Below are 20,478 nucleotides of genomic sequence, written 5' to 3' on the forward strand. Positions count from 1 at the left end.
GACCTAGGTCCAGGGCCTTGCGGCCAGGCGCCACACCCAGGTGTTCAGAAGGCGCTCCAGTCGTCGCTGGCACCGGCGCTGCTCGCCAGCGCGGCTCGGCCGGGCTGTGCCTTGCGCGTGATGGGCGCGCGCTGCCGGGAAGGTAGCACAGGCGCGCGCGTCGTAGATGCCGAAGTTGTAGCCGGCTTCGCCGCCGCGGCCGGCGCGGCGGTCTTGGCCGGGGTCTTGGCCGAGGCCGGAGCCAGCGCCTTGGGGTGCGCGGCGGGCGGCGCGGCGGGCGAAATCAGGCGGGGCGCCTGGTTGCCACCGTACTCGCCAGCCGGCGCGCCGCCCTGGTCGCCCAGGCGGAATACCGACACCACGCCCTTGAGCTTCTGCGCCTGTTCTTCCAGGGCGCCGGCAGCAGCTGCGGCCTCCTCGACCAGCGCGGCATTCTGCTGCGTGACCTCGTCCATCTGCGTCACGGCCATGTTGACCTGCTCGATGCCGGTGGTCTGCTCCTGCGAGGCGGCGCTGATCTCGTTCATGATATCGGTCACGCGCTGCACCGCCTGCACGATCTCGCCCATGGTCTGGCCGGCCTCGGCCACCAGCCTGGTGCCGCTTTCCACGCGCTGGCCGGATTCGCCGATCAGCGATTCGATTTCCTTGGCCGCTGCGGCGGAACGCTGGGCGAGGCTGCGCACCTCGCCGGCCACCACCGCGAACCCGCGGCCCTGCTCGCCGGCACGCGCGGCTTCCACCGCGGCGTTCAGCGCCAGGATATTGGTCTGGAAGGCGATGCCTTCGATCACGCCGATGATTTCCACCACTTTGCGCGACGAGCCGTTGATCTCGTTCATGGTGTCGACCACGCGGCCAACCACGTCGCCGCCCTTGAGCGCGATCTGCGACGCCGCGCCGGCCAGCTTGCCGGCCTCGCGGGCGTTGTCGGCGTTCTGGCGCACCACGGTAGTCAGCTCTTCCATGCTGGCAGCGGTCTGCTCCAGGGACGACGCCTGTTCCTCGGTGCGCTGGGACAGGTCCAGGTTGCCGGTCGAAATCTGCTGCGTGGCCGAGGCGATCGAATCGGTGCCGCCGCGAACCTGCGACACGATGTTGGCCAGGCTCGCCTGCATGGTCGCCAGCGCCTGCATCATGCGGCCGATCTCGTTGCGCGACGTGCTGGTGATGCGCGAGGTCAGGTCGCCCTGCGCCATCTTGCCGAACACCGCCAGCGCCTCTTCCACCGGCTTGACGATGGCGCGATTCAGCGTGGTCGTGCACAGCACGGCGATCAGCACGCCCAGCGCGATCAGCGCGATGGTAACGGCGCGGACCACTTCGAAGCGGTGTTGCGCCTCGTTGAAGTTCGCCTCGCCGCTCTCCATCTGGAACTTCTGCAGCGCATCGTGCGCGCTTGCCATGGCGCGCTGCAAGTCGGGCAGCACGTCCTTGGCAATCGTCAGCGCCTGCGGGTCATTGGCCTGCAGGGCCTTTTGCAGCGGCACGATGCCCTTGTCCATGAACGCCTGGCGCTTGCTTGCCAGATCGTCGGACAGGGCCTTCTCGTCGGCGCCTTGAGGCAGGGCCGTATAGCGCTTCCACGCGGCATCCGAGCTCTTGACGAAGACCATCGAACGCTCGACGTGCTTCGCGCCGTCGGCCTCGCCGCCCGGCATCACGCCGCGGTCGAGCGCCAGGCGCATGCGGGTGGTGCTCAGCATGGCCTCGCCCAGTGCCAGTGACGAGGCGAGCTGATTGCTGTACGTGGCCTTGAGCGCGTCGTTGCTGTGCGAGATGCCATACAGGCCGGCACAGCCGACGATGACAAGAAGGAGCGACAGCGTCGCCATGGCGCTGCGCAGCAGTGTCTTGATCTGGAGATTGCGATGAAAGGACATGGTGAACCCGATTCAGTAGTTTGCCCCGTGCCGGATCCGGCCACGTGCAACGGTCCGACACCCCGGCGGCCCGCGTTCTTGGGATAACGGCGCCTCTGCTTCCTACTTGAGCAAACACTACGGAAGCGCCTTTTTAGTCTCACCAATGCCTGTGAACTCATGGTCAGCAAATGAATACGGTCGAAATGCTTCCGGCTTTTTGGTTTTTCGTACGTCATCGCAACAGAGGCCGAAAATCGCGGCGCGCCGGGCAGCGCCATTAGACGCGGGCTTTGGCAGACTGCGGCCGATGCCGTCTTCAGCAATTCCGAATATCCGTATTGAAAAATCGTGAAAATGCCATTCGGCGCACCGCGCACGGGCATGGCCGCCCGCGGCAACGGCGGCGCGGCGGAAAAATCCCCGGTCATCGGCATTAATAAAATACGTAGCAGGTCCATTGTGCCGGTTTGCAGCGCAGGTCAGGGTCGTTATAATCGCCCCATTGTTCACGCCCACCGCTACCGAGGTCGAAATGGCAACCTATCAGGAAATCGTACAAAAAATCAGCGAATTGCAGAAGCAGGCGGAGGAAATCAAGGCACGGGAACAGCAAGCTGTGATTTCCGAAATCCGCGCGAAGATCGAGGAATATGGATTGACCCCGGAAGACCTGGGTTTTGGCGGCAAGGTCGTCGCCAGCAAGAAGGCAAGCCGCAAGGTGCCGGTGCGCTACCGCGACAGCGCGGGGAATACCTGGACCGGACGCGGGAAGCGGCCGGGCTGGCTGACCCAGGCGCTGGCTTCCGGCAAATCCATCGACGATTTCCTGGTGCGCTGACGCGCGCCAGTCGGCAAAAAGCCGGGCCCAGCCCGGCTTTTTTCATGGCCCCCCGCCATCCGGGCGTGCGCCCTGGCCGGCATCCGGGGATTATCCGGCGGCAAACCCCAGCGGATTCATCGATTGCCAGCGCCAGGAATCGGCACACATCCGGTCGATATCGTGGCGCGCCTGCCAGCCGAGTAATTCGCGGGCCGCCCCCGGATCCGCATAGCACGAGGCAATATCCCCGGTGCGGCGGGCGACGATTTCATACGGCACCGGCCGGCCGCTGGCGCGTTCGTAGGCCCGCACCACCTCCAGCACGCTGTAGCCGCGGCCCGTGCCGAGGTTGACCGTTACCCCCTTGCGCTGCTCCTGCAAATAGTTCAGCGCCGCCAGATGGCCCTCGGCCAGGTCGCAGACATGGATATAGTCGCGCACGCCGGTGCCATCGATGGTCGGGTAATCGCCCCCGAATACCATCAGTTTCTCGCGCCGTCCGCCCGCGACCTGCGCGACATAGGGCATCAGATTATTCGGGATGCCGCCGGGATCCTCGCCGATCAGGCCGCTCTCATGCGCCCCCACCGGATTGAAATAGCGCAGGTAGGCCAGTTGCCAGGACGGATCGGAACGCTCCAGATCGCGCAGGATCTGTTCGCCCATCAGCTTGGTCTGGCCATACGGATTCGTCGCAGACAGCGGAAAATCCTCGCGCACCGGCATCGACGCCGGATTGCCATAGACGGTGGCGGAAGAGCTGAACACCAGTTGCCTGACGCCCGCCGCGCCCATGGCGGCGCATAGCGTGATCAGGCCGTTCAGGTTGTTGTCGTAGTAAGCCAGCGGCTGGGAAACCGATTCGCCGACCGATTTGAGGGCCGCGAAATGGATCGCGCCCGTGATGCCGTGTTCGGCGAACAGGCGGTCGAGCAAGGCGCGGTCGCGCACGTCGCCCTCGACGAAATGCGGCGTCTTGCCGGTAATGGCGGCGACGCGCTCGACGACCACGCGGCTGCTGTTGCTCAGGTTGTCCAGGCCAATCACGTCGTAGCCGGCATTGAGCAGAACCACCCAGGTGTGCGAGGCGATATAACCGGTGGCGCCGGTCAGAAGCAGGGTTCGGGACATAGAGAAAATCAGGAATTCAGGAAGGACGGCGGGCATCCGGCCATCCCGCGCATCGGACGCTATGGTAACCGCTAGGGGAAGGCACGAAAGCGCGCTGGCCCACGCAGGTGCGCCGCTACGGTGCATCCGCCGTGCCGGACGGGCCGGCGGCGCCCGCGGCGAGCTGGCCGCTGCGGGCGATCCAGGCTTCGTAGGCGGCCCTTAGCCGCCAACCGGATTCGAGATCGCGCATGCCGAGGTATTGCGCCACCGCGGCAGGCCCGGCGCCGGCCTCGAAATGCATCGCGCCATAGGTATTGCGCAGGGTCTGGGGCGAGGCCCGTTCGCTGCGGCCGGCGAGAACGCCGGCCTCGTCGAGCAGGCGCTCGACGCGCCGGTACAGCGAGGCGGCATGCAATGGCTGGCCGTCGGTCGTGGTGGGAAACACCAGGTTGCCGAGCGCTCCGCTCGCCCGGCGCAGCGCCAGCCAGTCGAGCAGGACCGGGCGCGCGAAAGCGAACACCGGGATGTCGTAGGCGCGCCCATTGTCCGTGCGCACCACATGCACGGCGCTCGCATCGTCCGCCAGGCTGTCGATGCGAAGGTGGCGGGCCTCACCCACTTTCAGTCCCGCGCCCAGCAGGATCGCGACCAGCGCCGTATCGCGCGAGCGCTTCCACACCGTGGGGCTTACCGCGCGCCCCTCGGGCCGCGGCGGCAAGCCGGGTGCCAGCACGCGCGAGACGATGGCATCCCGCTCGGCCGGCAGCAGGAAGGCGGTCGGATCGTTCTCCCCTTCGGCCAGATGCGCGCGCACGGCCTGGCTCCCCGGGTTGTGCAGGCCCGCCTGCCGCAGCGACAGATGGTGGAACACCCGCTCGATCAGCCGCGTATAGCGGTAGCGATGGTGCTTCTGCAGCCCATGGGTGTCGAGAAACTCGCCAATCTGTTCTGCCGACCACGACAGCGGCGCCAGCCCGCGCTCGGCCGACCAGCGCAACAGCTTGCCCCACATGGAGCGGTACACCACAGCGGTGGCATGGCCGAAACCGTGCCTGGCCATCCAGGCATCGAACGCCTGTTCGGGATGCCGACGCCAGCCTTCGGCGTCCGCTTCGAACAGATCTCGCGGCGTGGCGTCCGATTGGGGGTTAGTGGTCACTGGCTTACCTTACGGGCCGTGGAAATGCAGACATTGTAGACAAGGTCGGGGGGACGGCGGATGCCGCACAAGCCCGGCCAGCTCGTCTCGGGCACGGGCAAAAGCCGTTGCCACTCCCTCGCCCGCGTGCTACCTTTGAGCGAACCATGCAACTGGTTGCATAGAGAAGCCATACGGCCTTTCGCCCGCGCCCATCCCGTTCAACCCGCCCGAGACCCCGCCATGTCCCTTCCCCCCATCCTGCAGAACCGCCTGTCGCTGCCCGTGGTTGCCTCGCCGCTGTTCATCATCTCCAACCCGGACCTCGTGATCGCCCAGTGCAAGGCGGGCGTGGTCGGCTCCTTTCCGGCGCTCAACGCCCGCCCCGCGCCATTGCTGGGCGAATGGCTGGACCGCATCACGACCGAGCTGGCCGAGCACGATGCCCGCCATCCCGACCGTCCCAGCGCGCCGTTCGCGGTCAACCAGATCGTCCATCGCTCCAACGACCGGCTGGATCACGACCTCGAGCTGTGCGTGCGCTATCGGGTCCCCATCGTCATCACCTCGCTGGGCGCGCGGACCGAGGTCAACGAAGCGGTGCATTCCTACGGCGGGATCGTGCTGCATGACGTGATCAACAACACGTTCGCCCGCAAGGCCATCGAGAAAGGCGCGGACGGCCTGATCGCCGTGGCCGCGGGCGCCGGTGGCCACGCGGGCACGCAATCGCCCTTCGCGCTGCTGCACGAGATCCGCGAATGGTTCGACGGTCCTCTGCTGCTGTCCGGCGCGATCGCCTCGGGCAACGGCGTGCTGGCCGCGCAGGCCGCGGGCGCGGACCTGGCCTATATCGGCTCGGCCTTTATCGCCACCGAGGAGGCGAACGCCGACCCGGCCTACAAGCAGATGATCGTGGACAGCGCGGCGGGGGACATCGTCTATTCCAACCTCTTCACCGGCGTCCATGGCAACTACCTGCGCCAGAGCGTGATCAACGCGGGGCTGGATCCGGACGCGCTGCCGGAGTCGGATGCGACCAAGATGAATTTCGGCTCGAACCGCGTCAAGCCGTGGAAGGATATCTGGGGCGCCGGCCAGGGCGTGGGCGCGATCAAGCGCGTGGTGCCGGCCGCCGCGCTGGTGGCGCGGCTGATCGACGAGTATGCGCAGGCGCGGCATCGGCTGGGCCTGCCGGCGACGAACGCCGCGGCACGCCAGGACTCGCCCGCCGAAGCGATGTAAGGCGCGCGGCGACGGTCAGCCCTGGCTGTCGCCGCCCTCCCCCCGCGGCGGGCCGGCTTCCACGTCGAGCAGCGGCAGCAGTTCCACGCCCCACTCCACCCAGTCCTGTTCGTAGCGGATGCCGCGCCGCAGCAGCGCATGGCGCAACCGCTGTCCGCGATCGAGCCCCGTCCCGGAAAAGTCGCGTTGCTCGATCCGGTGATATTGCGCCAGCCGTTCCTGGTGCAGCGCGATCATGCGCCGCATTTCGGCGCCGAGGCCCAGCGGGCCGATCACCGCGTCCGCGCGCAGCTTGACCAGGATCTCGTCGCGCTGGTCCAGACCGGAGGTAGGCATCAGCACCCATCGCATCAGTTCCTCGCGGCCCGCTGGCAATACCGAGTACACCTTCTTGCGGCTCTTCGGATCGTCCTCGTTGTCGGGCGCGGCAATCCAGCCGCTGTCGGCCATGCGCCCGAGTTCGCGATAGATCTGCTGATGCGTGGCATGCCAGAAATAGCCGATGGAGCGGTCGAAGCGGCGCGCCAGTTCATAGCCCGAGGACGGCTTCTCTAGCAGGGAAATCAGGAGGGCGTGCTGAGTGGACATGCGTAAGGTGGGGCGGCGCATCGGTTCGGCGGGATGCGCCATGGTAATGCAAGCCTGCGCGCGCAGCCCGGCGCCGTGTAGGAGGAGCGCCCCTTGCGCGCCCGGAGTGCCCGTACTAGGCTGGTCGCAATCGATAGAGGAGGGCTTCCATGTCGCCTGCACGAACCTTGAATCCAACCCGTATCGCCGCGCGGATCGGCGCATCGCTCGCGCTGGCGCTGCTGTCCGCGGCCACCGCGCCCGCCCTTGCGCAAGGCACGCAGCCCGCCCAGTCCGGCTACACGGGGCCGTCCACCGTGCCCGTCATGACGGTGAAACAGCTGCTGGACCAGGGCAAGGACGACCAGCAGGTAACGGTGCGCGGCAAGCTGGCGCGCCATATCGGCGGCGATCGCTATGTGCTGGTGGACAGCACCGGTGAGATGCAGGTGGATATCGACAAGCGCTATTTCCCGCAGGGCCAGCCTATCGACGCCAACGACACGGTGGAGCTGACGGGGGAGTTCGACAAGGAAACCTTCGGCACATCCGAGCTTGACGTGAAGCAGGTCAAGCTGATTCCGGCCCGATAGGCACGCAGGAGCCATCCGATGACCATGACCCAGACCTACGCGCCCACCGAACCGCCGCGGGCGGATGTCGACGCCATGACAGGCCCCACGGTGGTCGAGTTCGGCGCGCCCTGGTGCGGCTTCTGCATGCGCGCCCAGCCGCTGATCGCGTCGGCGTTCGCCAACCATCCCGACATCCGCCATCTGAAGATCGAGGATGGCAGCGGACGCCCGCTGGGGCGCTCGTTCCGCGTCAAGCTGTGGCCGACGCTGATCTTCCTGCGCGACGGCAAGGAGATCGGCCGGCTGGTGCGTCCGAACGATGCCCGCGCCATCGCCGATGCGCTGAACCAGATCGATGGCGGCTCCGGCAGCGCATCGCCGGAATGAGCGCCGGCGCCGCCGGCTAGTCGATGATCTCGGCGCAGGCGTCGGTCGGCAATGCCGCCACGCCGCCGACCAGGGGCACCATCTTGATGCCCGCCGAGGCCACGCGGCACGGCGCCGCCAACACGCCGCAGCCGCTCAGCGGCGCCACCAGCGCCAGTACCATCAGAAGTCGCTTCACGTCGATCCCGTCATCGTAGTCAGCCCGCCGGCTTACCGGACCTTGACCCGGCCGGCGGCGTCCTTCGCGCGCGCCCGGGCGGTTTCCACATCGGCGTCGTAGGCGAGCGCCACGCCCATGCGGCGCTTGGCAAAGCTCTCCGGCTTGCCGAACAGGCGCAGCTCGGTCTGCGGAACGTGCAGGGCCTCATCCACGCCGTCGAACGCCACGCCCTTTCCTTCCACGCCGCCATAGATCACCGCGCTGGCGCCCGGGCTCTTGAGCGCCGTGCTGACGGGCAGGCCCAGAATGGCGCGCGCGTGCAGCTCGAATTCGTTCTGCCACTGCGTGATCATGGTCACCATGCCGGTATCGTGCGGGCGCGGGCTGACTTCGCTGAACCATACCTGCTCGCCCTTGACGAACAGCTCGACGCCGAACAGCCCCTGGCCGCCCAGGTCGCCGGTGACGGCGCGGGCGATCTCGCGCGCCTTGTGCAGCGCGGCCGGATGCATCGGATGCGGCTGCCAGCTCTCGACGTAGTCGCCCGCCACCTGCACGTGGCCAATCGGCTCACAGAAGTGCGTCTGCACCTGGCCGTCCGCGCCCAGCGCCCGCACGGTCAGCAGCGTGATCTCGTAGTCGAAGTCGATAAAGCCCTCGACGATCACGCGGCCGTGGCTGACGCGCCCGCCCGCCATCGCATACTCCCACGCCGCCTTGACGTCCTGCGGGCCGTCGATCTTGCTCTGCCCCTTGCCGGAACTGCTCATCACCGGCTTGACCACGCACGGATAGCCGATGCCGCTGTCGATGGCCGCCTGCAGCTCATCCAGCGAATCGCAGAAGCGGTACGGGCTGGTAGGCAGCCCGAGCGTCTCGGCCGCCAGGCGGCGGATGCCCTCGCGGTCCATGGTCAGGCGCGCGGCGCGGGCGGTCGGGATGACGCGCACCGTGCCGGCGGCCTCCAGCGCCTCGAGCACCGGCGTGGCGATGGCTTCGATCTCGGGCACCACCAGATCCGGCCGCTCCGCCTCGATCAGTGCCTGCAACTGCGCGGGATCGCTCATGGCGATGGTGCGCGCGTGGTGCGCCACCTGCTGGCCCGGGGCATTGTCGTAGCGGTCAACGGCGATCGTTTCGACGCCGAGCCGCTGCAGCGCGATCAGGACTTCCTTGCCGAGCTCGCCGGAGCCGAGCAGCATGACTTTGGTGGCGGAGGGAGAGAGCGGGGTTCCGATGGTGGCCATGTCAGACGCCAGAAAGAGGAAAGGACGAATTGTACGTCCCCCACGCCGGCCTCCGCGGCCAATATACTGCGCGTTTGTTCGCGACATCGACCGCGTCCCGGCAAGCGGGACGCGCCGCCAACCGAGGAATGACGACATGCCCCGACATATCGGCATCGTAGGCTGCTCCGCCGAAGGCGCGGCCCTGTGCTACCGGACCATCTGCGTGGAAGGCGCCCAGTGGCTCGGCCCCCATGCGCACCCCGAAGTCTCGCTGCATACGCACTCGCTGGCCGCCTATGTGCAATGCCTGGATGCCGGCGACATGCAGGGCGTCGCCGACCTGATGCTGTCGTCAGCCCGGAAGCTGGCCGCGGCGGGGGCGGACTTCGTGATCTGCCCCGACAACACGATTCACCAGGCGCTCGCACTGGTCACGCCGCGCTCGCCGCTGCCGTGGCTGCATATCGCGGAGGTGGCGGCGGAACAGGCCGCCGCGCGCGGCTATCGCCGGATCGGCGTGCTCGGCACGGGCTGGCTGGTGGATAGCGATGTCTATCCCGGCGCGCTGTCGGCGCGCGGCCTGACAGCCATCCGGCCGACCCGCGACGAACGCGACGAGGTCCATCGCATCATCATGGACGAACTGGTCAGCGGCGTGTTCCGCCCCGAGTCGGTGGCGAGCCTGCAGGGCGTGATTGCCCGCATGAAGGCGGACGGCTGCGATGCGGTGGTGCTCGGCTGCACCGAACTGCCACTGGTATTGAACGATCAGAACGCGGCCCTGCCCACGTTGGACTCCACGCGGCTGCTGGCCCGGGCGGCCCTGCGCCACGCCACGGCGCAAGGCACGATGGCCTGACCGCCGCGCGGGCGGCATCCGGGCCTCGTCGCGTCAGCCGCGCATGCTCACGTAACCCTCGTCCGAAATGTGCCAGCCTGGGTTGTGGGCGATCTCCCATACATGGCCGTCCGGGTCGGCGAAGCAGCCGGAATAGCCGCCCCAGGGCGTGGCCTTGGCCGGCTTCAGGATCGGCGCGCGCAGCGACAGCGCGAGCGCCATGATGCGGTCGACCTCCCCGGGAGACTCGACGTTGTGGCCCAGCGCAAAGGCATGGCCATGGCCGGCGCTGGCCGCCTGGATGTCCTGTTCGAAGGAACGCCGGGACCAGAGGGCCAGCACGAACCCATTGCACTGGAAGAACATGACGTCACCGTCGTCGAAGCCGGGGGTCCAGCCCAGGCCCGCGCAATAGAAGGCCCGGGAAGCAGCCAGATCGGTGACGGGCAGGGTGATGACGCTCACACGCTGTTTCATCTCGCACTCCTTGTATGGGGGCAGCATGGGCATCCCCGGGCGGGTCAAGGAGAGGAGCACGCGAGCCCTCCGCCTGGAGCGCCAGGAGAAGGTCGCGGGTCGGGCAATGCCGACTGAATGCCCGTGCCGGGCATGGGCGGACTAACCGATACCGCCCCGTCATTTTCGACGGAGGCTATTTTGCCGCCGGGACGGGGCCGGCGGCAAGGGTTCCGCTGGCGCGAAGCGGTGCGCTACGACGGGTCTTTCGTCCGCGTGCGGGACACGGCGGCCATGATGCCCAGCCCCAGCACGATCACGCAGGCGATGGCCACATAGACCTGCGCCACGCCGGCCGTGATCAGGGCCCAGGCGATACCGCCCACCACCAGCAAAACACCGAGCAGATACAGCGCGAATGACATAGGTTGCTCCTGTCAGTTGGCCAATCGTCTTGTTCTGTCTGCAACGGTAGCAAGCGGCCGCGCGAGCGTGGATAGGACGCAGGCGGACACTGGCGTAGGTCCAGTCTTACCAGCGCGATGTGCGCGGTGCGATACGGACTCAATAAAAAATGCCGCCCGGCGCGCAGACCATGGCGGCATGTCAGGGAAGCCAGTGCGCGGCTCAGGCCATCGCCAGCGAGCGCGGCGTGGCCACCGGCAGGCTGCCGGGCGCGTCCTGGGTCTGGCCGCGCGCAGGCAGCCGAAACACGTTCACGGCCTCGGCCAGCTTGTGCGCCTGCGCCTCCAGCGAGGCGGCGGCCGCCGCGGCCTGTTCGACCAGGGCGGCGTTCTGCTGCGTCACGCCGTCCATTTCCGCGACCGCGCCGTTGACCTGGTCGATGCCGCGTGCCTGCTCTTCGGACGCGCCCGATATCTCCGCCATGATGCCGGTCACGCGCTGGACCGCATCCAGGATCTCCTGCATGGTGGCGCCCGCGGTCTTGACCTGCTCCGAGCCCACCTCGACCTTCTGCACGGAGTCTTCGATCAGCCCCTTGATTTCCTTGGCCGCGGCCGCGCTGCGCTGCGCGAGGCTGCGCACCTCGGTGGCGACCACCGCGAAGCCCTTGCCCTGCTCGCCCGCCCGTGCGGCTTCCACGGCGGCATTGAGCGCCAGGATATTGGTCTGGAACGCGATGCTGTCGATCACGCCAACGATTTCGGCGATGCGCGTCGAACTGCCCGCGATCGCGCCCATGGTCTGCACCACGCTGTCCACCGCCTCGTGGCCACGATGCGCGACGCTCGATGCCTGCGCCGCCATCTGGTTGGCCTGGCGCGCGCTGTCGGCGTTCTGCTTCACGGTAGAGGCCAGTTCCTCCATGCTCGCCGCGGTTTCCTCCAGCGACGCGGCCTGCTGCTCGGTGCGGCTGGACAGGTCGGTATTGCCCGAGGCGATTTCCCTGGCGCCGATATTGATCTCATCCACGCCCTGGCGCACCTGGCTGACGGTGCGAGCCAGGCTGGCCTGCATGCGACGCAGGGTCGCCAGCAGCGTGCCCACCTCGGTGTTGCCGCGGTCCTCGATCGGATTGGTCAGGTCTCCGGCGGCGATGCGCGTGAGCAGCGCGCCCACCCGTTCCAGCGGCCGCACGATCAGCTGTCGCGACAGCTGGTGGGTGGCGAAAGCCGCGGCCACGCTGATCGCCAGCACCACGCCAAGGACGGCAACGAACAGGCGATGGAACACGGCGATATCGTCCATGGCGGCGCGCCCCACCTGCTCGGACATCGCCATGAAGCCGTCGCGCGCGTCCATGAATTTGTCCTGCGCCTTCTGCGTGCCCTGCTTCAGGTAAGCCTCCATGTCGCCGGCCTCCAGCACGCGCCCCACGCCTTGCAGGTTGCCGCTGAGGTTGCGATAGGCGTCGATCAGCGCGGCGCTGGCCTTGCGGTCCTCCTCCGTCAGCGCGGCCTCGAAGGCCGCGAAGCTCTTGTCGGCCGCGGCGAGATGCTTGCGCGCGGACAGCAGCGACGTCTTGTCCTCGCCATTGCCCTGTGCCACGCGGGTGGAGTAGCGGCTCATGTCGGTACGCGCCGCGACCAGCGACAGCGAGGCGGCGTTGACGCTGTTGCCCTCCTGCACGGAGTTCCGATACAGCGTGTGCACGTCCGCGTTCACGCGCTGCAGCGCGAAGTAGCCCAGCGCGCCCAGCGACAGTTGCAGCACCAGGAACAGCACCACTACGGCAAGCAGCGCCTGCGAGATCTTGATCTTGTTGAACATACCCGTTTCCGTCGATTCAGGACCGTGGCCGGAATGGCCGCGCGCGCAGGCGGCGCACGTCACGATGCGGCGGGACCCACCGCCGCACCGGCGCCGCCCGGCACGCTCAGTCCAGTTGCAGTTTGGCTTGCGCCGCGACCTTCTTCCACTTGGCGATCTCGCCGCGGCGGAAGGTGTCCAGTTCGGCCGGCGAGGAGCCGATGATTTCCGCGCCGATGCCCGCGAGCTTCTCGGCCACGGCGGGGTCCTTCAGCGTCTGCGACAGCGCGCGCGAGACCTGCTCGATGATGGCCGGCGGCGTGCCGGCCGGCGCGAACACCGCATTCCACTCGTAGCTTTCGTAGCCCGGCACGCCGGATTCGGCAATCGTCGGCAGATTGGGCACCGCCTTGGAGCGCTGGCCGCCGCCCACCGCCACCGCGCGCAGCTTGCCGTTCTTGATGTGCTGCGAGGCCGAGCCCAGGCTGGCGAACATCACCGGCACCTGCCCCGCCATCACGTCGACCATGGCCGGACCGCCGCCCTTGTAGGCCACGTGTTCCAGGTTCGTTTTGGCCAGCACGTTGAACAGCTCCCCCGCCAGATGCTGCGCCGAGCCGTTGCCGGCGGAGGCGAAGTGGATGGGCTTGCCGGAGTCGGGCTGGCCGAGCTTGATCAGGTCCGCGACGGACTGCACCGGGTAGGAGGGCGTGACCACGAGCACATTCGGCACACGCAGCAGCAGCGAGACCGGCGCGAAGTCCTTCAGCGTGTCGAACTGCATCTTGCTGTGCAGCGCCGGGTTCTGCGCGTGGTTCGATGCGTCGAGCATCAGCGTGTAGCCATCGGGCTTGGCGCGCGCGGCAAAGGTACCGCCGATCATGCCGCCGGCGCCGCCGCGGTTGTCGATCACGACGGTCTGGCCCAGCAGCGTCGACAGCTTGGGGGCGATCAGCCGCGCGACCACGTCGACGGTGCCGCCAGGGGGATAGGTCACCACCAGCGTGATGGGACGGTCGGGATAGGCCGCCGAGGCCGTGCCCGCGACACCGGCCAGCAGGGCGCCGGCCATCCATACGCCCGCGCGGCGGGACAGATGCTGGACAAGGGAGGAAAGTCTCATGCTGGTTCTCTCTGGAATTGAAACAACCGCAGCGGCGTGTCGGCCAACAGGATGCGACGCTGCGTGGGATCGTCGACCCAGGCCTCCAGCCACTGGCGGGCGGGCGGGTACGACACATGACGGTGTTCGGTGTGCGGCCAGTCGCTGCCCCACATCAGGCGCTCGGCGCCGAAGGCGCCCAGCAGTTGCTGCGCCGCGGCGCGCGGCGCGCTGGCGCACTGGTCCGCGTCCCAGGTGCGATACGGGGCGGACAGCTTGACCCAGACCCGGCGGCTGTCGGCCTGGCGCAGCAGGAAGCGAAAGCCCGGATCGTCCACGCCCAGAGCCGGATCGGGCCGGCCGAAATGGTCGACCACGACGCGGCAGCCCGCATCGAGCAGCGCGGGCAGCACCCCGGGCAGGCGCGCCGCGGGCACATGAACCTCGACGTGCCAGTGCGCGGCATTGACGAGTTCGAGCAGCCGCCGCCATTGCGGCGCGCCCAGTTCGGGATCGGGCATGCCGAACAGGTTCAGGCGGATGCCGACGACGCCGGCGCGCGCCAGGGCGTCGATGCCTGCGGCGTCGATGTCCGGCTGCACGACCGCGACGCCGCGCAGGCGACCTTCGCTGGCCTGCAGCGCGCCCACCATGTAGCTGTTATCGGCGCCGAGAAAGCTGGGCTGAACCAGCACGCCATGGGAGAGCCGATGCGCGTCGAGCAGCGCGACATACTGCGCCGGCAGCGCGTCGTAGTCGGGCTTGTAGCGCCGGGTGGGCGCCAGCGTCAGGCCGCGGTGAAACACATGGGCATGCGAATCGACGGCCGGCTCGCAGAAAGTGGATGGCAGGGCCGGGGGCAAGGCGAAACTCCGAAAGGCGCCGTTGCGCGCGCCGTAGGGCGCCGTAAAGCGGCTTGTCAGCGACTAGGGGAGGATTTCCCCTCTTGCTTTGGGGATCGATTCTAGGAACGGCGGGTATAGTTTTCCATTCCCAATGCCATGCATTTTCATATCGCTTCATTATGGAAACCCGGCACCTCAGACACTTCCTCGCCGTGGTCGACCATGGCAGCCTCTCCGGCGCGTCCGACTGGCTCGGCATCGCCCAGCCAGCGCTCAGCACCTCGCTGGCCCGCATGGAGAAGGAGCTCGGCGTGCGCCTGTTCGAGCGTTCGCGGCGTGGCGCCGCGCCCACGCCGGCCGCGCTGGCGATTCTGGAGGACGTGCGTACCAGCGTGGCGCGCATCGACGCCGCGGCGCGCCGCGCACAGGACATCGCGCGCGGCTGCGCGGGTCAGCTGACCATCGGACTGGTGTCCTCCGCGCTGTTCGACACGCTGCCGCGCGCGCTGCGCGAGCTGCGCCGGCGTGCGCCCGGCGTGCGCGTGGTGCTGCGCGAGATGAGCAATGCAGAGCAGGCCGAGGCGCTGCAGACCGGCGCCATCGACATCGGCCTGATGCATACGCCCGTGGCCGTGGGCGGCAAGATGCGCGAGCGCCAGCTGCTGCGCGACCGGCTGGTCGCGGCGGTGCCCGACGATTTCGCGGTGGAGGCGGACGGCAAGGTCTCGCTCGCGCAGATCGCTGCCGCCGGACTGGTCATGTTCCCGCAATGCCAGTTGCCCACGTTCTGCGTAGGCATCCTGGACGCGATGCGCAAGGCGGGCCACGAGCCGTTCGTCGCGCAGGAGGCCAACCGCACGCTGACGGTGCTCTCCTGCGTGGCCGGCGGCTGCGGCGTGGCCCTGCTGCCGAGCTGGATCCGCTCGATGAACCTGCACGGCGTGCGCTTTTGCGAGGTCCGCGACGGCGAGGTGCTGCCGACCTTCGACCTGAGCGCGATCTGGCCGGCGCGCTCGGTGCCGACGCTGGCCGACATGTTCGCCAGCCTCGACCTCGGCACCGCGGCGGGCTGAGCCGCGGGGCTAGCCGATCAGCTTGAGCAGCGCCGGCACGGTCAGCACCGCGGTGTAGTAGCCCATGAACTGCACGCCGGTATTGAAGCCGATGGTGCGCGAGAGCAGCCCGCCCAGCAGGCCCATCGTGACGATCACCAGCACGCCGAGCAACTGCCCTTCCCACACGCTGATGACCAGGATCAGGCCGACGAACGTGGCGATGATGGCCTCGTGCGACACCCGGCGCGACACGAACAGCGCGGCGCGGCGGGCAAAGTTCATCGCGAACGGGTACGACACCAGCGCGGCCAGCACCACGGCGAGCAGGCCGTAGCCGAGGAACTCCCAGTGGTTCAGCAGGTTGTGCAGATTGTGGGTCTGGCCGCCGCCCGCATCGACCGTGAACACCGGCGGCGCGTTGAACAGCGGCGCGGCGGGCCCGGCGGCCACGGGGCTGAGCGGCAGGCCGAAGGCGATCAGCGGAATCAGCGCCTCGGCGATGTAGGTCGCCTCGGTCACGCCGTTGCGGGCCGTCAGCACGGTGGTGAGCCGATGATAGGCGTGCCTGACGCGGGCGCCGACCAGTTCGCCGAGCACCACGGTCATCGCCACCGGGCTGAACACGAAGGTGGCGCTCGATACCGTCGCGGTGGCCACGGTCCAGCGCGTCTGGCTGCGGTCCAGCACCTTCAGCGGATTGGGGAAATACCCGGACCACCCCTTGACGTCAGGCGCCAGCGAGAATGTCCGCACTCTGTCGCGCCGCATGCGCGGGCGATCCATCGGCGAGATGGACGAGAACAGGTCGGCGATCAGCGGGCCGATGGCGATGCCCAGGAAATAACTGATGCTCAGCTTCACGCCGAACTTCGCGGTCAGCGTCTGCAGCGCCACGACCACCACCACGAAGGGCACCAGCGTCGCGACCGACGCCCAGCGGCCGGCCGAGCTGTAGGCGATGATCACGGCGGCCGCGACGAAGATCCACGGCGCGGCCTTGGTGATCGTGGGGCCGAACGGTGCCAGCAGCACCGCGAACAGCACGGCCAGCGGCACCGCGACGAAGGCGGCGATCAGCGCGCCGGAGATCATCTTGCGCAGCGCGATATGCGGCGCGCCCAGGTTGCGCAGATGATTGGCATCCTGCAGCAGCGGGGTCGCCATCGTGTCGCCGGGAATGCCCAGCAGCGCGGTCGGCACGGCGTGCGTCATGTGCTTGGCCACCGCGCCGGCGAGAAAGAAGGTGAACACGCCGGCGGGCGGCACGCCGAGCAGCACCACCAGCAGCGTCAGCGGCGCGAGCGTGGCGGTTTCGTCGGTGCCCGAGACCAGACCGATCGCGGCGAAGACGACGGCGCCGACCAGGCCCATCGCCGCGGCGATCAGCACCTGGGTCAGTAGGGTGGATTCCATCATGGGAGTCTCCGGATAGAGGGCGGCGGATTCAGGCGGCGTTCGAGCGCACGCCGGCCAGCGCATCGCGCGCCTCGTCGGCACCCGCCCGTACCGGTGTGGCGCTGACGGCCTGGGCACGCTCGCGCGCGGCGAACAGCTCGTAGAGCTCGAGTTCCTTAAGCTCGGCCACCACCGCGGGCGGCAGGTCGGCCAGCGTGCCCAGGCCACCCGCTTCCTCGGCGAGCTTGTCCAATGCCTGTTCGCGCCACGCCACGTCGCCAGGCTGCGCGCCGTGGCCCTCCACCACTTCCCGCTTGGGCGGAAACAGGCGCGCGCAGATCGCGCCCGCCAGCAGGCATCCCCCCAGCCCGGCGAGCATGGCGTAGGCGCGCGCCAGTTCGGGCGATCCGGCGAGGCCGACCAACGCGCGGCTGGCCAGCAGGAAGCCGGCCAGGCTGACCACGGCGCCGATCGCGATGGACCACGCGAGATGGCCCGTATCGGCGGTGTCGCCCCATATCTCCACCAGGCCGCGCGCGCGCGGCGTCTGCTGCTGCTTCATGGCAATGTCTCCGGATTGGCGGCGGCGTGGCGCATGCGCAGGCATGCGATGCCGCTCTCTTCGTTGGTCGTTCTGGCGCCGCGCCCGCCGCGTCGTCAGCGCTGGCGCAATTGCGCCAGCAGCGCGAGCGCGCGGTCCGTGCGCACGTCCTGCTCTTCGGCCATGCGCCTGGCCACCTGCTCGATCTCGTCGCCGGTGGCGCCCGCCACCAGCGCGATATTGCGGGCGTGCAGCGCCATGTGGCCGCGCTGGATGCCCTCGGTCGCCAGCGCGCGCAGCGCGCCGAGATTCTGCGCCAGCCCCACGGCGACCGCGATCTCGCCCAGCTCCTGCGCCGAGGTCACGCCGAGGATCTTCAGCGACAGCCGGGCGAGCGGATGGGTGCGGGTGGCACCGCCGACCAGCCCCACGGGCATCGGCATCTCGATGGTGCCCACCAGCGCCCCGCTGGCGTCCTTCTCCCAATGCGTGAGCGAGGTATAGCGGCCATTGCGGCTGGCATAGGCGTGCGCGCCCGCCTCCACCGCGCGCCAGTCGTTGCCGGTGGCCACGATGACCGGGTCGATCCCGTTCATGATGCCCTTGTTGTGCGTCGCGGCCCGGTAGGGATCGATCGCGGCGAAGGTATAGGCGTCGATCACGCCCTCGACGATCTCCGCGCCGCTGCGCTGCCGCGTGCCGAGCACCGGGGCGGGCAGCCGCACCCGCGCGCGCGCCAGCCGCAGATCGGCGAGATTGGAAAGGATGCGCAGCCGCACCGAGCCGCCCGTCACGGACTCCACCAGCGGCGAGACTGCCTCGGCCATGGTGTTGACGGTGTTGGCGCCCATGGCATCGCGCACGTCGACGATCAGATGCATCACGATCATCGGCCCGCGCGCGGTGTCGGGAAACACATGGACCTCGATGTCCTTGCAGCCGCCGCCCAGCTCGATCAGCACCTTGTCGCGGCCGTTGGCCACCTCGATGATGTCCTGCCGGTGCCGCAGCAGCGCCTGGCGGGCCCCATACGGATCGGCGACGCCGAGAATCTGCACCTGCGCGCGCATCAGGGGCCCGCTGCTGGAGGTCTCGAAGCCGCCGGACTCGCGGGCGAGCTTGGCCATGTACGACGCGGCGGCCACGACCGACGGCTCCTCGACCGCCATCGGCACCAGCACGTCGCGCCCGTTGACCTGGAAGTAGCCGGCGATGCCGAACGGCAGCTCGAACGTACCCACGACGTTTTCGATCATGCCATTGGCGCGGTCTGTACCGAGCGCGCCCGGTTCGGCCAGCAGGCGCGCCTCGTCCGCGGTCAGCCCGGCCGCGGCGGCCACATGGCGCAGCCGCTCGGCGGGCGCCATGGCGCGGAAGTTCGGCAGGCGGGAATCGGCCACCATCTGTGTCTCCGTGATGATTAGAATGGGCACAGTTTAGGCATGCTGTACCAGGCCAAAAAGGTACAGTTGGCCGGGACAGTGTCCCCGCAATGCAGCAATGCCGCCGTCGTCGATCCCGCCCTCCCCCATCGCACCGTGAACCCGCCGCGCTCCCAGTCGATTGCCAAGACCCTGGCCGATTCCATCGAACGGCAGATCGCCGAGGGCGCCTGGCGCGCCGGCGACAAGCTGCCGTCGCTGCGCGAGCTGGCGCAACTGCATCGCTACAGCAAGAACACCGTGGTGGCCGCGTTCGAGCTGCTGGTGGGCCGGGGGCTGGTCGAGCCGCGCCGTGGCGCCGGCTACTTCGTGCTGGACCGCGCCGCCGCGCCGCGCCAGGAGGAGGACGCGGGCTCGCTCGGACGCGCCATGGACATCGTCTGGCTGATGCGCGAGCAGTTGAAGAGCCGGCCCGACGTGCTGGCCGTGGGCGACGGCTTTCCGCCGGTGCAGTGGCTGTCCGAGGCGCGCCTGGACAAGTACCACCACAAGGTCGTGCGCACGGGCCTTGGCACGCTGTTCCGCTACGGCAGCCGCTTCGGCTACGGGCCGCTGCGGGAGCATCTGGTGCGCAAGCTGGGCGATCTCGGCATCGGCGCCGAACCGCGCGACATCGTGCTGACGCACGGCGCCAACGATGCCATGGACCTGGTGATCCGCTACTTCGTGCCCGCAGGCGCGACCGTCCTGGTGGACGACCCCGGCTATTACCCGCTGTTCGGCAAGCTCAAGCTCGCGGGCGCGAGAATCGTCGGCGTGCCGCGGCTGGCCGACGGTCCGGACCTGGAAACGCTGGAGCGGCTGCTGGCGCAGGAGCGGCCGCGCCTGTTCTTCACGCAGTCGGTGGCGCACAACCCGACGGGCTCGGACATCTCCGCCGCCAAGGCCTTCCGCGTGCTGCAGCTCGCGCAGAAATACAACCTGCTGCTGGTGGAGAACGATGCGCTGGCGGACTTCAAGCCCACGTCGCTGCCCCGGCTCGCGGCGCTCGACCAGCTCGAGCGCACCATCTACATCGGCAGCTTCTCCAAGTCCTTCTCGGCGGCGCTGCGCGTGGGCTTCATCGCCTGCAATCCCGACCTGGCGAGCGACCTGGCCGATCTCAAGGCGCTGGTGCACGTGAGCAGTTCGGAGTATTGCGAACGCACCGTCGATGTGATCCTGAGCGAAGGCCACTACCAGCGCTACATCACGCGGCTGCGCGCGCGGCTGGCCGATGCCACCGCGCGGGCGGTCCGCCTGTTCGAGGACCTGGACGCGACGGTCTTCGCCAGGACGGAGCAGAGTCTGTATCTGTGGGGCGCGCTACCGGCGGTCGACGATTCGCTCGCGCTGGCCGAACGCCTGCTGCCGAGCAAGGTGGTGATCGCGCCCGGCCGGGTGTTCCGCGTCAATTCGGAGGCGGTGTCGCCATGGTCGCGCTTCAACGTCGGCGCGGTGCTCGATCCCCGCTTCGAACCCGCGATCCGGTCGGTGCTCGGATAGCGGGGCGAG

The 20,478-nt window shown here is 68.6% G+C and carries 22 protein-coding genes; 7 read left to right on the forward strand and 15 right to left on the reverse strand.

What is annotated here, in order from left to right; genetic code table 11:
• Window positions 1–44: 44 nt before the first annotated feature.
• The gene (locus LDO27_RS19190) at window positions 45–1,883 is read right to left on the reverse strand and encodes a methyl-accepting chemotaxis protein (protein ID WP_224043455.1); all 1,839 of its coding nucleotides are present in this window, start codon (window positions 1,881–1,883) and stop codon (window positions 45–47) included.
• Between the two features lie 117 nt (window positions 1,884–2,000).
• Window positions 2,001–2,381: a hypothetical protein gene (locus tag LDO27_RS19195; RefSeq protein WP_224043457.1), complete on the reverse strand. Its 381-nt coding sequence runs from the start codon at window positions 2,379–2,381 to the stop codon at window positions 2,001–2,003.
• A 16-nt stretch (window positions 2,382–2,397) separates the two neighbouring features.
• On the opposite strand from LDO27_RS19195, the gene LDO27_RS19200 reads away from it, so the two are divergent.
• Window positions 2,398–2,703, forward strand: coding sequence for an H-NS histone family protein (locus LDO27_RS19200; RefSeq protein WP_222207200.1), 306 nt, complete (start codon window positions 2,398–2,400; stop codon window positions 2,701–2,703).
• A 90-nt stretch (window positions 2,704–2,793) separates the two neighbouring features.
• On the opposite strand, the gene galE is transcribed toward LDO27_RS19200, so the two are convergent.
• Window positions 2,794–3,816, reverse strand: coding sequence for a UDP-glucose 4-epimerase GalE (galE, locus tag LDO27_RS19205; protein ID WP_224043459.1), 1,023 nt, complete (start codon window positions 3,814–3,816; stop codon window positions 2,794–2,796).
• Window positions 3,817–3,931: 115 nt separating this feature from the next.
• Window positions 3,932–4,957, reverse strand: a complete 1,026-nt coding sequence (locus LDO27_RS19210) for a tyrosine-type recombinase/integrase (RefSeq protein ID WP_224043461.1) — start codon at window positions 4,955–4,957, stop codon at window positions 3,932–3,934.
• A gap of 222 nt (window positions 4,958–5,179) precedes the next feature.
• Between LDO27_RS19210 and LDO27_RS19215 the strand changes: the two genes are divergently transcribed.
• The gene (locus tag LDO27_RS19215) at window positions 5,180–6,181 is read left to right on the forward strand and encodes an NAD(P)H-dependent flavin oxidoreductase (protein ID WP_224043463.1); all 1,002 of its coding nucleotides are present in this window, start codon (window positions 5,180–5,182) and stop codon (window positions 6,179–6,181) included.
• A gap of 15 nt (window positions 6,182–6,196) precedes the next feature.
• Here LDO27_RS19215 and LDO27_RS19220 read toward each other — a convergent pair whose 3' ends face one another.
• Complete coding sequence (locus tag LDO27_RS19220) at window positions 6,197–6,769, reverse strand: PadR family transcriptional regulator (RefSeq protein ID WP_224043465.1); 573 nt, start codon at window positions 6,767–6,769, stop codon at window positions 6,197–6,199.
• 149 nt (window positions 6,770–6,918) lie between these two features.
• On the opposite strand from LDO27_RS19220, the gene LDO27_RS19225 reads away from it, so the two are divergent.
• Window positions 6,919–7,341, forward strand: coding sequence for a YgiW/YdeI family stress tolerance OB fold protein (locus LDO27_RS19225; protein WP_222207196.1), 423 nt, complete (start codon window positions 6,919–6,921; stop codon window positions 7,339–7,341).
• Between the two features lie 18 nt (window positions 7,342–7,359).
• A complete protein-coding gene (locus LDO27_RS19230; RefSeq protein WP_224043467.1) occupies window positions 7,360–7,710 on the forward strand; it encodes a thioredoxin family protein in 351 nt (116 codons plus the stop codon).
• A 16-nt stretch (window positions 7,711–7,726) separates the two neighbouring features.
• Here the strand turns inward: LDO27_RS19230 and LDO27_RS19235 are convergent, their stop codons facing one another.
• A complete protein-coding gene (locus tag LDO27_RS19235; protein WP_224043626.1) occupies window positions 7,727–7,888 on the reverse strand; it encodes a DUF6726 family protein in 162 nt (53 codons plus the stop codon).
• 32 nt (window positions 7,889–7,920) lie between these two features.
• Window positions 7,921–9,117 carry a formate-dependent phosphoribosylglycinamide formyltransferase gene (gene purT, locus LDO27_RS19240; RefSeq protein WP_224043469.1) on the reverse strand — a complete coding sequence of 399 codons (1,197 nt, stop codon included), beginning with the start codon at window positions 9,115–9,117 and terminating at the stop codon, window positions 7,921–7,923.
• Between the two features lie 136 nt (window positions 9,118–9,253).
• Here purT and LDO27_RS19245 point away from each other — a divergent pair, with 136 nt between their 5' ends.
• Complete coding sequence (locus LDO27_RS19245) at window positions 9,254–9,958, forward strand: aspartate/glutamate racemase family protein (protein WP_224043470.1); 705 nt, start codon at window positions 9,254–9,256, stop codon at window positions 9,956–9,958.
• A gap of 33 nt (window positions 9,959–9,991) precedes the next feature.
• On the opposite strand, the gene LDO27_RS19250 is transcribed toward LDO27_RS19245, so the two are convergent.
• The 5 genes from LDO27_RS19250 to LDO27_RS19270 form a co-directional block, all read right to left on the reverse strand.
• Entirely contained in the window at window positions 9,992–10,414 is a 423-nt protein-coding gene (locus LDO27_RS19250) for a VOC family protein (protein WP_224043472.1), read from the reverse strand.
• A 233-nt stretch (window positions 10,415–10,647) separates the two neighbouring features.
• Complete coding sequence (locus LDO27_RS19255; RefSeq protein ID WP_222207190.1) at window positions 10,648–10,818, reverse strand: hypothetical protein; 171 nt, start codon at window positions 10,816–10,818, stop codon at window positions 10,648–10,650.
• Between the two features lie 202 nt (window positions 10,819–11,020).
• Entirely contained in the window at window positions 11,021–12,625 is a 1,605-nt protein-coding gene (locus LDO27_RS19260; RefSeq protein WP_224043474.1) for a methyl-accepting chemotaxis protein, read from the reverse strand.
• A gap of 106 nt (window positions 12,626–12,731) precedes the next feature.
• Window positions 12,732–13,727: a tripartite tricarboxylate transporter substrate binding protein gene (locus LDO27_RS19265; protein WP_222207188.1), complete on the reverse strand. Its 996-nt coding sequence runs from the start codon at window positions 13,725–13,727 to the stop codon at window positions 12,732–12,734.
• Window positions 13,724–14,569, reverse strand: coding sequence for an amidohydrolase family protein (locus LDO27_RS19270; RefSeq protein WP_224043476.1), 846 nt, complete (start codon window positions 14,567–14,569; stop codon window positions 13,724–13,726). Before LDO27_RS19270 ends, LDO27_RS19265 begins: the two co-directional genes overlap by 4 nt.
• Window positions 14,570–14,730: 161 nt before the next feature.
• Between LDO27_RS19270 and LDO27_RS19275 the strand changes: the two genes are divergently transcribed.
• Entirely contained in the window at window positions 14,731–15,624 is an 894-nt protein-coding gene (locus tag LDO27_RS19275; RefSeq protein WP_224043478.1) for a LysR family transcriptional regulator, read from the forward strand.
• A gap of 9 nt (window positions 15,625–15,633) precedes the next feature.
• Here the strand turns inward: LDO27_RS19275 and LDO27_RS19280 are convergent, their stop codons facing one another.
• The 3 genes from LDO27_RS19280 to LDO27_RS19290 all read right to left on the reverse strand — a co-directional run bounded on the left by LDO27_RS19280 (window position 15,634) and on the right by LDO27_RS19290 (window position 18,945).
• On the reverse strand, window positions 15,634–17,022 hold the full coding sequence (locus LDO27_RS19280) for a tripartite tricarboxylate transporter permease (RefSeq protein ID WP_224043480.1): 1,389 nt from the start codon (window positions 17,020–17,022) through the stop codon (window positions 15,634–15,636).
• A 28-nt stretch (window positions 17,023–17,050) separates the two neighbouring features.
• On the reverse strand, window positions 17,051–17,563 hold the full coding sequence (locus LDO27_RS19285) for a hypothetical protein (protein WP_222207185.1): 513 nt from the start codon (window positions 17,561–17,563) through the stop codon (window positions 17,051–17,053).
• A 95-nt stretch (window positions 17,564–17,658) separates the two neighbouring features.
• Window positions 17,659–18,945: a hydroxymethylglutaryl-CoA reductase, degradative gene (locus LDO27_RS19290; RefSeq protein WP_224043482.1), complete on the reverse strand. Its 1,287-nt coding sequence runs from the start codon at window positions 18,943–18,945 to the stop codon at window positions 17,659–17,661.
• A gap of 39 nt (window positions 18,946–18,984) precedes the next feature.
• Between LDO27_RS19290 and LDO27_RS19295 the strand changes: the two genes are divergently transcribed.
• Entirely contained in the window at window positions 18,985–20,469 is a 1,485-nt protein-coding gene (locus tag LDO27_RS19295; protein WP_224043484.1) for an aminotransferase-like domain-containing protein, read from the forward strand.
• Window positions 20,470–20,478 lie beyond the last annotated feature (9 nt).

Source organism: Cupriavidus respiraculi, from assembly GCF_914271545.1.
Classification (GTDB): domain Bacteria; phylum Pseudomonadota; class Gammaproteobacteria; order Burkholderiales; family Burkholderiaceae; genus Cupriavidus; species Cupriavidus respiraculi.